Below are 13,075 nucleotides of genomic sequence, written 5' to 3'. Positions count from 1 at the left end.
CTGGCTCTGGCTCTGGCTCTGGCTCTGGCTCTGGCTCTGGCTCTGGCTCTGGCTCTGGCTCTGGCTCTGGCTCTGGCTCTGGCAAGGATTCAAGCACACCCTCAAACTCGTCGCTATCTTGAATTTTCGGTTCAAAGTTAAAATCAGACTCAATCTCCGCAGGGGATTCTACATCGGCGATGGCTTCCGACAACCAATCTTGCTCCGCTTCTTCATCATCTTGTAAAAGCTCATTCAAAGAGGATGGCGAAGCTTGATTCTCAACATTAGGCGCGACATTTTCGCGATTGTCTTGTACGTCTGCTGGCTTGTGTTGCGGTTGTTGCTGCTCTAACTCGCCAACAGCGGACGTTTCCCCATCAGAATATTCAGATAACAGGGAATCGATATCCAATTCATCGTCTTCAGCCGTTGATAGCGTTTCTTCTGGTAATACTGGGCTGCTGTCCGCAAGTGGAGGGAGTTCTGATTCAACAACACTGTCAATAGGAGCTTGAGCGGGCGCGTGTGCATCCAGTGACAGCTCTGGCTCATCAGAAGCCATCAACTCATTAGCAAGTACTTGGTCCGTTGTTTGTAGTGACTCATCAAGCAGCGCATCTGCGGCAGGTGCAACACCAAACAGATCATCGATAAAGTGGTCACGGTTAAATGCAGTATCGTCGCCTTCTGGCTGAATGTCGGTACTACCTTGTGTCGGTTCCGTGTCTAACGAGTCATCGTTCACTTGCTCTAGATCGATTAGCTCCACATCAAGCGTTTGATCTACATCTACCGTTTGTTGTGCATCGGCTGCTTGATCAAGCTCTACTTGAGGCGTTTCAGGCGTGAACAGCTCAAGTTCAGCATCAGAAGCCTCGCTAAGATCATCACTCGCGTTATCAGAACCTAAGGTAGCATCTAACTCTTTTGCAAAGCTCTCGTTGTCCAACGTCTCTTGCGTTAATGTCTCTTGAGCTAGCGTTTCTTGAGCAAAAACTGGCGGTTGCGGGTCAAATTCATTCTCAATATCACTGGTCAATAGATCATCGAATGGGTCCAAAGACTCGGCTGTTTGTTGCTCGGTTTCGGCGGCTAACAATCCATCAGCCATTAATTCGCTGTTCAGCAGTTCATCTAACGTTTCATCACCCTCTAAGGTGAAATGAGTATCGTCGACGTCGTCGTTAAGCAAATCATCCAATAAATCCGTACTCTCAGCATCCAGCTCAAAGTCATCATCAGAGTCGTTGATCAACTCATCCAAGGTTTCTGTACTGTCTTCTGCAATACTTAACTCATCAGAAGTTGATAAACCTGAAAGCGCTTCCAGTTCAGATAGCACATCAGAGCCCAAAGGTTCGCTCGCAACGTCATCATCCGTTTCGCCTTCTAGTACTTCGTCAAGTAACTCTGTCGAGTGACTGAGATCAAGGTCCTCACCGGCTAGCTGTTCATCCAACAGCTCAATGCTATCTTGGCCTTGCTCGCTTTCAACTGGCTGCTCAAACTGAGATAAGATATTTTCGATATCAGTGGCGGATGCCAGACCATCGTTTAGACTCGTGGTAATTTCCTCATCGTTATCAAGGTTGATATCACTATTACCCGGATCTTTCTGCGCGGCGACTTGAGCGAAGATATCGTCAATGTCATGAATATCACCATCGAGACTAAGATCTAATACTGGGGAGTCACTTTGCTCAGAGGTTATCGTGCCACTATCGGGCTTATCACTGCTGATATCCGCTGTACTCTGTTGCTCTGAAATTAGCGCATCAATGTCCAAATCATCGCTTGCTGGAGCTGGGGTATCGGTAGTCGAAGCCGAGTCACTTTGCTGCTCCGAAATCAAAGCATCAATATCGAAGCTGTCGTCTTCTTCATCGTCAAGCGCAAACAGATCATCCAATAGAGACTGGTCTAGCTCATTTGCTCCCAAGTCTTCCGTTTCCGGCTCTTGAGATAACAGCGCTTCGATATCATCCGCCGACATTGAACTGTCATCCGAAAGATCAAAATCCCCCTCATCAGAGTCGAGCGGGCTTTCCGGTGTTTTATCGAGGGCACGCTCCATCTCTTCAAGGCCGAGCGCTTTGTCTTCGCCATTGACACTAATGCCATTGCTGCTGTCTAGATCGAGAGCATCGAAGTTGGTATCTAAATCGCCGTTTTCACCAATGTTGGCAAATAGGTCATCGTCTTCACCATCAAGGCTAAAATCTAAATCGGACTCATCTAACCCGGCAAAGACGTCCTCCTCTTGAGCAAGGGCTTCATCATCAAACAAGGTGTTGTTATTGTCTTCAGAGCCAAACAGATCATCATCAAGAGACAGATCATCATCAAGAGACAGCTCACTATCTAGATCATCCAACTCGTCGGCCAAAGCCATAGGAGCAACACTGCTTGCTTGTGGCTGCATAGATTGCTCTTGAGTAGTTTGTAATTGCTCATCCTTTTTAGCACGACGCCCTAACAACATTATGATGATCAAACCAAGCAACAAGCCAGGAATAATCGCAAGGGCAGCCACTAACCAACCATTCGATAACAGCTCGTCGACCGCACTGGGTGCCATTTTTTCAATTTCAGCGTTCTTTCGGCGCTCTTCAGCAAGCAGCTTTTCCACTTCATTGCGAATGCGGTCTTCATCACTGAGTTCTGTTTTTAGCTCATCGACTTCCAATTGGACATTCGACAACATCAAGCGCAACTGATGGTTTTTTTCTTCCAGTGATAGCAACTCGGTTTCCGACAACTCTAGCTGCTTTTCTAACTTGTTCACCTCTTGGGTTGAAGATGACTGAGTTGAAGATGATTGAGCCAAAGACGATTGAATAGCAGGCGATGATTTCTTAGCAGCTTCTGCAGCGCTTTCTTTCTTGGCAGGAGCGGCAGTACTTGCATTGACATTAGGTCGACTTGAGGCTGAGTCAGCAGATTTGTTCACTGGGGCTACAGGCTTACTCACAGGTGCAACTGGTGTCCCCACAGGATCACTAGGCTTAGCCGCCGGAGCATCCAGCTTGGCAAGGTGCGAGTTCATAATACTGATAGCTTGCTGCGTAGAGCTCGCACGCGCTTGCTCTAATGAAGGCACCCGCAAATAACTGGCAGGCTGTAGGCTATGGATATTCTGGTTTTCAAACGCCTGTGGATTTAAGCGATAAATTGCCAGCAGGGTTTGTTGAACGGATACGGAGTTATCGGGGCGCAGATTTGAGGCGATAGACCACAGAGTTTCAGAACCACGTGTTGGGCCATAGAAACGAGAAGGCTCACTAGCGCTACTTAAAGTGTTAAGTGACGGTGCTGTTTGAAGAGGTTCGGAAAACGTAGGTGCAGATTGTATTTCGCCATTAGGCCCTACAACTCGAATGGAATCTGCACGAACAACGGAAATCTGAGTCGCAATGATAATGGCAAAAGGCATTAACCACTGCTTAAAAGTTGGCAACATAAAGGGCTCAGCTCGGTGCTTAAATTCGGATAAAATGATGAACTATTAAATATATCGGATAAATGATGTAAAATTATAGGGATGAAGACAAAAAATGTGTTGCGGCGACGATATTCGCAGCAGTTTCACACAATTTAAATCACAATATTTTCGATCGAATAAAAAAACCCCACTATACAGTGAGGCTCATTTCTCAAAGCAGTAAAGCTTAGAAGTAATCGCGAATCAGAACTTCAGCGATTTGCACCGCGTTGGTTGCTGCGCCTTTACGAACGTTATCGGCAACCACCCACATGTTGACACCACTGTGATGGCTGATGTCACCACGAATACGGCCAACCATAACATGGTCTTTACCACCGGCATCAACAACCTGAGTTGGGAACTCGACACCTTGGTATACTTCAATACCGTCTGTATTTTCTAATAGTTGCACCACTTGCTCTGCCCCGATTGGAGAGCGAGTTTCAACATGTAATGATTCTGCGTGACCATAGAAAACTGGCACACGTACACACGTTGGGTTAACCATGATTGAAGAATCAGCAAAGATTTTTTGCGTTTCCCATACCATCTTCATCTCTTCACGCGTGTAACCGTTCTCTGTAAATTCATCGATTTGCGGAATACAGTTGAAGGCGATCTGCTGTGAGAACGCTGAATTTTCAGCTGGCATACCGTTAAGAAGCTTAGCCGTTTGACCCGCAAGCTCATCGATACCTGATTTACCCGCACCAGACACAGATTGGTAAGTTGACACGTTAATACGCTCAAGACCCACTTCATCGTGAATTGGCTTAAGTGCTACTACCATTTGGATAGTCGAGCAGTTAGGGTTGGCGATGATGTTACGGTTACGGAACTCAGCAATTGCTTCAGGGTTCACTTCAGGCACAACCAGAGGAACATCGTATTCGTAACGGAAGCGTGATGTATTATCAATAACAACAACACCTTCATCCGCAGCAACTGGAGCCCATTGTTCAGAAAGGTCGCCACCAGCAGAGAAAAATGCGATATGAACTTGAGACCAATCGAAGTCTGCAACGTTCTGCACTTGTATCGTCTTACCATTAAAGCGGTAAGTTTTACCTTCACTACGTTCACTTGCTAGTAAGTGCAGTTCACCGATAGGGAATTTACGCTCTTTAAGTACTTCAAGAATGGTTTCACCAACCGCACCAGTCGCACCTAAAATAGCAATATTAAATTCTTGGCTCATTGTTTCTCTCTTTTATAAAGTTGGCTTTACTATAAAACCGAGTTTAGCTAACGGCGCTAGATTACAAGAATCATCACCTGTTAACTCGACTGCACTGTACTCTCTGCGGTCCCAATATTCTTTACGCATCTTGTCAAAAGAACCTAGCGTAGCGATATTGCGACGGAATAAGGCATCGTCTTTGCGCACATCATAGATCAACTGAGTCAAATTGTGCAGTGTTGCTTCGTCCCAAGCTCTATCTAATTTCATTTGAGGCACTGGCGCTGTCGGCAATAAGTCGCTCGCGTAAGCTCGTTGTTCACTGCCCAAGAACTCACAATAACTGTTGAAGATCATGGTGGTACCGCGCGCTTTACCCTCTAAACCGTAGCCCGCTACGTGAGGCGTTGCAAAAGCAAGCAAAGGAAGTAATTCCATGTCGACTTCAGGTTCAAACTCAAACACATCCAGAACCGCAGTAAAACCATCCGCTTTTTGCAAACGAGCTTTTAGCGCTTGGTTATCAACCACAGGGCCACGAGCCGCATTAATTAGGATCTGGTCAGCACGTAAGTTATTCAGCACTTGCTCGCTGATCAAATGATGCGTTGGGAACTCACCCGTTCTCGTGATCGGGGTATGCAGCGTGATCACATCTGATTGCTCAAGCAGAGTTTCTAGTTCAGTAAACTCGCGAGTGTCGCCCTCTTGCTGTTTTAGAGGGTCGTTCAGCAGAACCTTAATACCAATACCTTCAAGGCATTTTGCTAAATAACTACCCACTTGACCACAGCCAATAATACCGACTGTTTTATCAAACACAGAGAAGCCTTGTTGCTGCGCAAGAACCATCATCGCACTGAACGCATATTCAGCCACACCGACCTTGTTACAACCCGGTGCCGCAGTAAAGAAAATGCCACGCTCTTTCATCAACTCTTGGTCAACGTGATCCATACCAGCCGTTGCGGTACCTACAAACTTCAGTTTATTGGCTTTGCTAATTAATTCTTCATTCACCTTGGTGACAGAGCGAATCATCAGTGCGTCTACGTCAACCAGATCGTCCGCAGTTAATGTGCGACCAGACTTCATTGTCACTTCACCTAGCTGGCTAAAAAGCGCTTCAGCATAAGGCATGTTTTCGTCGATTAAGATTTTCATTTGGCGAGTACTTTTGTTGGGGTCTATCGACCTAAATGTGAATTGAAATGATTGTGCAAAATTCCACACACGGTGTCGAGTAACAAATGGAATACATTATGAAGAAAGGCTTGTTGAGGTAAGGATTGATTACCCTACTCAGATTTTTACCGCTCAAGCCTAAAACGAAAAATGCCCGATTGAATTAACAATCGGGCAAACATCCAGAACAAAAGGATCCTATCTCGCTCTCCAGGAGACAGAGTCTGCGTCTGTTCGACCAGTACTGACCAAAGCCACTACTGATCAAGCTCTGGAAACCTTTCCATTTCTAAACCTATGTTTAGAAAGCTTTGTTCTGTGGGTCATGGTTAGTGGGTTACCTGTGCGTGTTGAAACTGCACTCGCGTCACCCGTTAACAATTAACCTTTGTCTATTTAACTCGAGCCTAATTAAGCTTGGTATTTTTTGATTACTAGCGTTGCGTTCGTACCGCCGAAACCAAAGCTGTTAGACATAACTGTTGTTAGCTCTTGTTCACGAGCTTCAGTTACGATGTCTAGGCCAGCAGCTGCTTCGTCTAGGTTAGAAACGTTGATGCTTGGAGCGATGAAGCCGTTGTCTAGCATTAGCGTAGAGTAAATCGCTTCGTGTACGCCAGCTGCACCTAGAGCGTGACCTGTCATCGCTTTAGTCGCTGAGATTGCAGGGCTGTTACCGCCACCATTACCTTGAGAGAAAACTTCTTGGATAGCACCTAGCTCTTTCACGTCACCAACTGGAGTTGAAGTACCGTGAGTGTTCACGTAGTCAACGCCATCAACGTTTTGCATTGCCATTTTCATACAACGAACCGCGCCTTCACCAGAAGGAGCAACCATGTCGTAGCCATCTGAAGTTGCGCCATAGCCTACGATCTCACCGTAGATTTTCGCGCCACGAGCTTTAGCGTGCTCTAGTTCTTCGATAACCAGCATGCCGCCGCCACCAGAGATAACGAAACCGTCACGGTCTGCATCGTAAGTACGAGAAGCTAGCTCAGGTGTATCGTTGTACTTAGTAGAAAGTGCGCCCATTGCGTCGAACATCATAGTCAGAGACCAATCTAGCTCTTCACCGCCACCAGCGAATACTACGTCTTGCTTACCCAGTTGAATAAGCTCCATTGCGTGACCAATACAGTGTGCAGAGGTTGCACATGCAGAACTCATAGAGTAGTTCACACCACGGATTTTGAAAGGAGTTGCTAGACAAGCAGAAACCGTTGAAGCCATTGTACGTGGAACCATGTATGGACCAACACGCTTAACGCCTTTCTCACGGATGATGTCTACTGCGTTTACTTGGTTAAGAGAAGAAGCACCACCTGAACCCGCAACGATACCCGTGCGGTCATTAGATACTTGCTCTTCTGTTAGACCTGAATCTGCAATTGCTTGCTCCATTGAAAGATAAGCGAATGCCGCTGCATCACCCATAAAGCGCATTTTTTTGCGATCAATATGGTCAGCAGGGTTCATTTTTAAGTTACCCCAAACTTGAGAGCGCAAGCCGTGTTCCTTAAACTGCTCTGAAGCGGTAATACCAGACTTACCCTCTTTCAGTGATGCTAAAACTTCTTCGACGTTGTTACCGATACTTGAAACAATACCCATACCGGTGATTACGACTCGTTTCATGTGACATTCCTATAATTCTAAATTCAGCTAGATGATAACTAAGAAGCCGAACAAAAGTGGTCAGCTTTCCTAGAAATTCGTACAATCTCTACCAACATATCGCTTCAAATCACAAAATGATAGATTTTATGACTTCAATTACTAATGCAGAACTGGAATGGAATGAGTCTGGCACGCCAGTTTCAGACCAATTTGACGACGTTTACTTCTCCAATGTTAACGGTTTGGAAGAAACTCGCTACGTCTTTTTAAAGCAAAACCACCTTCCAGAGCGTTGGGTTGAACATCAACAACGTCGTTTTGTCATTGCAGAAACCGGCTTTGGCACAGGTCTTAACTTTCTTGCTGTTTGGCAATGGTTCGATACTTTCCTTAAAGATAACCCTCAAGCGATTACCAAAGAGTTACATTTCATCAGTTTTGAAAAATATCCTCTCAATAAAGAGGATCTCATCAAAGCGCACCAAGCGTGGCCAGAATTAGCCGAATATGCGGTTCAACTCCAAGAGCACTACCCTATCGCACTCCCTGAATGTCATCGTATTGTGTTGGGGGATGGCGCTATCACGCTTGATCTATGGTTTGGTGATATCAAGGATTGCATGCCTAACGTACCTACACCAAAACAAGGCTTAGTGGATGCTTGGTTCCTCGATGGTTTTGCTCCCAGCAAGAACCCAGAAATGTGGAACCAGAACTTATTCAACGGCATGGCGAAACTGGCGAAACAAGACTGCAGTTGCGCGACGTTTACCGCCGCAGGTTTTGTGCGTCGCGGTTTGATCGAAGCAGGCTTTGAGATGAAGAAGGTCAAAGGCTTTGGTACTAAGCGTGAAATGATTGCCGGCCGATTGGGCGAAAAGCACGCTCACACCAACATCAAACCTTGGTATGGCCTATCAGAGCACTGCGAATCACAAGATATCGCGATCATTGGTGGTGGTGTTGCAAGTGCTGCACTCGCTAAAACGCTGAGCCGCCGTGGTAAAGACATCACCCTATATTGCGAGCACCCACAAGCAGCGGCTAATGCATCAGGCAACAATCAAGGTGCGATTTACCCATTGTTAAGCGAAACGACCTCGAACGTGTCTCGCGTGTTTGGCCCAGGCTTACTGTTTGCTCGCCAGTTCATCAATCAGGCAGCGCAATCTATTCAGTTTGACCACAGCTGGTGTGGCGTGAACATTCTGATGTGGGATCAAGGCTCAACCAAAAAGCTCAATCGCATGTTGGAAGGCAATTTCCATACAGATTTGATTCAGCGTTTATCGCCAGAACAAGCAAATGAAAAGATTGGCCTACGGGTTGATAAAGAGAGTGTTTACTTCCCACTGGGTGGTTGGTTAAGCCCTCTACAACTGACACAAGGCTTGATCGGAAAGTTAGAAGAGACCAACCAAGTTAGTGCTCACTATCAACATCAAGTAACTCAGCTTGAATGGCTGGAAGTTGAACAACAATGGCAACTCACCATTGAGACACCACAAGGTGAGATTCAAACTAAGCATGACCAAGTGGTTGTTGCGAACGGCCATAAGTTCACCCAGTTTGAGCAGACTCAGCCTATACCTCTAACGCCGGTTAAAGGCCAAGTGAGCCATATTCCTACTACGGAAAACTTAACCAAGTTAAAAACCGTGTTGTGTTTTGATGGTTACCTAACGCCGCAAAACCCCAATAACGGTCACCACTGTATTGGCGCAAACTACGACAAAACCAATATTGACCAAGAGTTTGATATTGAGGTTCAGCAACATAATGGTGAGCGCCTGCACGGATCGCTACCAAACCAAGAGTGGACAAAAGATGTCGACACCAGTGGTAACCTAGCGCGCCAAGGTATCCGTAGCGTAAGCCGTGACCACCTGCCTTTTGTCGGAAACGTGGGTGATTTCGAATCAATCAAAAAGCAGTATCAAGACCTGCACAACTTTAACCCACAGCGTAACTCGGTTGATGATGTTCAAACAGTCACAAGCTTTCCTAACCTGTACTGCTTTATCGGGCTAGGTTCGCGCGGTTTAAGCTCAGCTCCATTGTTAGCTGAAGTATTAGCATCGCAAATCTGCGGCGATCCGCTTCCTTTACCTGTTGATGTGCTTGAAGCTATTCACCCAAGCAGAATGTGGGTGCGCAGGCTGCGAAAAGGTAAAGCATTAACCGCTGGCTGGGTTGCAGATAAGCACTCAAAAACAACCCCGTAGTTTCTAGTTCAACTATTCTGAACATCTGAATATTGGAAATACCTGAAGCTAAAAGCTAAAAATTAAAAAGCCCGAGCTACATTATGTCTCTCGGGCTTTTTGTTGACCGTGTGTTTCCAAGCGTATCGACGTTTACAGCTTAGCAACCGCGTCTTTGACCTGTTGAGCAATCTTTTCGTTGCTAATAGAACCAGACTCAAAATCAAAGTTATCGTAGAAGCTTGGTACTGAAACTGACGCTTTTACGTTGCCGCCAAAGTATGGCGCTGAACCTGTCGCTGCGCCAAGTACCGTTTGTGCGCCACCTAGGCCCGGTGAAGTCGCTAGGTATACCGCTGGCTTGTCGCCAAATACCGAACGCTCAATACGCGTCGCCCAATCAAACAGGTTTTTGTACGCTGCTGGGTAGTGGCCGTTGTGTTCAGCAAAAGAGATAACAAACGCATCAGCCTCGGCTAAATCGCGTAGGAATGCCTGAGCACCTTCCGCTTGGCCGATCTCTTTTTCAGTGTCTTCACTGAACATAGGAACGTGGTAATCGTTGATGTCTAGGACTTTCACTTCAGCCCCTTCAATCAAGTTAGCTGCGTAAGTTGCGAGTGCTTTGTTGATAGAGGTAGAACTGGTGCTTGCGCCAAATGCGATAACTTTCATGAGGTAGCCTTTTCTGTTATTCCGTTAAGTAGGATTAGAATAACCGAGTCAGAAAATGAAACCATCACAAAGATTAAATAGACTCATTCAAAAATTTCGAATGAGTCTTGAAGATGCTATTCGCTCGGTGAGATAAAGGACAAAAGGGGCAGCGAATAACGATGAACTATATTGTTCAAAAGATATAACGCTCAAACTATATAGACTAAACAATGTCGATTAAGCTTGGTTTTGTAGCTCAACCCATAAGTCGTTAACAATAGTACGATCGGCAGGCGTAAGTTCAGCGCGAGCATCATCTAAGCTCTGCTCAATGCGTGCTTTTACTTCTGCCACATCTTCAATGCCTTCTTCTTCACATGACGCAACAGAAAGAGAAATATGACCACGTAAGTAACCACCAGCAAACAGTTCATCGTCTGATGCGCTTTCAATACGAGCATCTATTACTTCAAGTAGCTTTTCTTCAAATTCGATAATCATAATATTCTCTTATTTCACAATAAATTGACTAGCACATAAAGGTTCAACATCGTAGAAGTTGCGTAACGCTTCAGAGAGCATTTTTACGCGTGGTGGAAGACCAACCTCTAAGATACCCATGACTTCGCTGTGTACTTTATTCATAAAGGCCAAACGATCTGGCTCAAAATCGCCGTGTAGATTGTCACAGCTGACATTAAAAGGAAAGCCCGCGCTCATCGCGATGATCCATTCATACGCTTGTGGGCGGATTTCTACTTTTTCAAACTCAGCTTGAACCGACTCTGTTCGGCCATCAGGTTCATACCAATAGCCAAAATCTTCTAATAAACGACGCTCAGGGCCAGCGACACACCAGTGCGCAATCTCATGCAAAGCCGACGCATAAAAGCCTCGCGCAAAAACAATTCGATGATAGGGGGTGCTTTGATCGGCAGGCAGATAGATAGGTTCATCAGTGCCGAGCTCCAATTGGGTATTAAAGCGTTCAAAAAAGGTCTGATTGAATATATCGATGATGTCTGAATATTGATGGGTCATAAAACTGGCTTGAAATGAAATAAACACCCACATTTTGCGCTGTTTTATCGACTTGGTAAAGCCCCCCTATCCGGTGCCAGCCGACGCCAACAGATACCGCAAGCCGTCACTTGCCAATGAGGAGCAGCCTCAGGTCGCCCTGAAGATTACTTCAACTAATCTGAAACCTCGGTTCTGGGTACAAATACTCATTCGTCAGTCAACGTTTTTACGACTACACTCGCGCTTAACTTTTCGATCCCAAGGGTTATAAACCTCAGATTTATAGTCCTAAATTAGAGAGTTCAAGTACATGCTACTCAGTGTTTTTGTATATCATTGGCATCACGGCAGAAGCCATGACTGGCGCTCTCAGCGCTGGTAAACAAAGAATGGATTGGTTTGGCGTCATGCTCGTGGCGAGTGCTACAGCCATTGGCAGCGGTACGATTCAAGTGGCGTTTACCTTCGTTCCAGCTTGATCCTGAAAGCTCTGTACATTGGATCATATATTCTCAATGACGCAGAATATAAAAAGGGTTGCTTCATTACAAAGCAACCCTTTTTTTGTTTCTATCAAATCAGCTTCAATTCTGTTCTGAATAAAACGAAACAGAACTAGATTTTTGGTGTTTCTGTTGTCACACCAAAGTTTTGACCACGATGGCGCAGCAAGTGATCAAGCAAGACAATCGCCAGCATCGCTTCAGCGATAGGCACTGCTCGAATACCAACACATGGATCGTGACGACCTTTAGTAATTAGCTGCGTTGCTTCGCCATCTTTAGTGATAGTGTCACCAGGAACGGTAATGCTTGACGTTGGCTTAAGCGCAATACTTGCCACAATATCTTGACCAGTAGAAATACCGCCTAAGATACCGCCAGCATGGTTGCTCGTGAACCCCTCTGGCGTTAATGGATCGCGGTGTTCACTGCCACGTTGATTCACCACATCAAAGCCATCACCAATTTCAACACCTTTCACCGCGTTGATACTCATTAGTGCATGAGCAATGTCAGCATCGAGGCGATCAAAGATTGGCTCACCAAGGCCTACAGGCACTTTCGTCGCCACGACCTGGATCTTGGCACCGATCGAGTTACCTTCTTTTAGCAAGTCACGGATCAGTTGGTCAAATTCAGGTACTTTGTCGGCATCAGGGCAGAAAAATGCGTTGTTTTCAATCTCGTTCCAATCCACTTTCTCAATTGAGATATCACCCATTTGAGAAAGGTAAGCTTGGATCTCAACCCCAAATTCTTGTTTGAGGTATTTCTTCGCAATGGCACCCGCCGCAACACGCATTGCAGTTTCACGAGCGGAAGAACGACCGCCACCACGGTAATCACGCACACCATACTTTTGATGGTAGGTATAATCGGCATGGCCAGGACGGAACTTGTCCTTAATTTCGGAATAGTCTTTAGAGCGTTGGTCTGTATTTTCAATCAACAGACCAATAGAAGTACCTGTAGTTTGGCCTTCAAATACACCGGATAAAATCTTTACTTCATCCGCTTCACGGCGAGCCGTTGTATAACGCGAAGTTCCCGGGCGGCGACGATCCAAATCTCTTTGAAGGTCTGCTTCGGTAATTTCTAATCCTGGTGGGCACCCATCTACGATACATCCTAGTGCGATACCGTGACTTTCTCCGAACGTGGTCACGCGGAAATGTTGTCCGATACTGTTTCCTGCCATTACTTCCTCTAAATCAGCTATTGAGCAGAAGGTTTAAAT

General features: G+C 45.8%; 9 protein-coding genes and 1 pseudogene. 2 read left to right on the top strand and 8 right to left on the bottom strand.

Annotated features, from left to right (window positions below; genetic code table 11):
* The 4 genes from Q1A70_RS10265 to fabB all read right to left on the bottom strand — a co-directional run.
* A partial coding sequence (locus Q1A70_RS10265; RefSeq protein WP_299690305.1) for a FimV/HubP family polar landmark protein occupies positions 1 to 3,442 on the bottom strand: 3,442 nt, incomplete at its 3' end.
* A gap of 208 nt (positions 3,443 to 3,650) precedes the next feature.
* A complete protein-coding gene (locus tag Q1A70_RS10260; RefSeq protein ID WP_299690300.1) occupies positions 3,651 to 4,664 on the bottom strand; it encodes an aspartate-semialdehyde dehydrogenase in 1,014 nt (337 codons plus the stop codon).
* 12 nt (positions 4,665 to 4,676) lie between these two features.
* The gene (locus Q1A70_RS10255; protein WP_299690295.1) at positions 4,677 to 5,810 is read right to left on the bottom strand and encodes a 4-phosphoerythronate dehydrogenase; all 1,134 of its coding nucleotides are present in this window, start codon (positions 5,808 to 5,810) and stop codon (positions 4,677 to 4,679) included.
* 432 nt (positions 5,811 to 6,242) lie between these two features.
* Positions 6,243 to 7,469 (bottom strand): beta-ketoacyl-ACP synthase I, encoded by a 1,227-nt coding sequence (gene fabB, locus Q1A70_RS10250; protein WP_299690291.1) that lies wholly within the window; start codon positions 7,467 to 7,469, stop codon positions 6,243 to 6,245.
* A 128-nt stretch (positions 7,470 to 7,597) separates the two neighbouring features.
* Between fabB and mnmC the strand changes: the two genes are divergently transcribed.
* Positions 7,598 to 9,676 carry a bifunctional tRNA (5-methylaminomethyl-2-thiouridine)(34)-methyltransferase MnmD/FAD-dependent 5-carboxymethylaminomethyl-2-thiouridine(34) oxidoreductase MnmC gene (gene mnmC / locus Q1A70_RS10245; protein WP_299690288.1) on the top strand — a complete coding sequence of 693 codons (2,079 nt, stop codon included), beginning with the start codon at positions 7,598 to 7,600 and terminating at the stop codon, positions 9,674 to 9,676.
* A 132-nt stretch (positions 9,677 to 9,808) separates the two neighbouring features.
* Here mnmC and Q1A70_RS10240 read toward each other — a convergent pair whose 3' ends face one another.
* The 3 genes from Q1A70_RS10240 to Q1A70_RS10230 all read right to left on the bottom strand — a co-directional run bounded on the left by Q1A70_RS10240 (position 9,809) and on the right by Q1A70_RS10230 (position 11,353).
* Positions 9,809 to 10,330 carry an NADPH-dependent FMN reductase gene (locus Q1A70_RS10240; protein WP_299690284.1) on the bottom strand — a complete coding sequence of 174 codons (522 nt, stop codon included), beginning with the start codon at positions 10,328 to 10,330 and terminating at the stop codon, positions 9,809 to 9,811.
* Between the two features lie 219 nt (positions 10,331 to 10,549).
* Positions 10,550 to 10,813, bottom strand: a complete 264-nt coding sequence (locus tag Q1A70_RS10235; RefSeq protein WP_299690281.1) for a YfcL family protein — start codon at positions 10,811 to 10,813, stop codon at positions 10,550 to 10,552.
* A 9-nt stretch (positions 10,814 to 10,822) separates the two neighbouring features.
* Entirely contained in the window at positions 10,823 to 11,353 is a 531-nt protein-coding gene (locus Q1A70_RS10230) for an elongation factor P hydroxylase (protein WP_299690278.1), read from the bottom strand.
* 145 nt (positions 11,354 to 11,498) lie between these two features.
* Here Q1A70_RS10230 and Q1A70_RS10225 point away from each other — a divergent pair.
* Positions 11,499 to 11,787: pseudogene (locus tag Q1A70_RS10225) on the top strand (TRIC cation channel family protein); the annotation flags it as partial.
* 163 nt (positions 11,788 to 11,950) lie between these two features.
* Here the strand turns inward: Q1A70_RS10225 and aroC are convergent.
* Positions 11,951 to 13,036 carry a chorismate synthase gene (gene aroC / locus Q1A70_RS10220; RefSeq protein ID WP_299690275.1) on the bottom strand — a complete coding sequence of 362 codons (1,086 nt, stop codon included), beginning with the start codon at positions 13,034 to 13,036 and terminating at the stop codon, positions 11,951 to 11,953.
* Between the last annotated feature and the right edge of the window lie 39 nt (positions 13,037 to 13,075).

Source organism: uncultured Vibrio sp., assembly GCF_947488985.1.
GTDB lineage: Bacteria > Pseudomonadota > Gammaproteobacteria > Enterobacterales > Vibrionaceae > Vibrio.
Note: the sequence above shows the minus strand (reverse complement) of the source record. Positions and strands in the feature narration are given on the sequence as shown.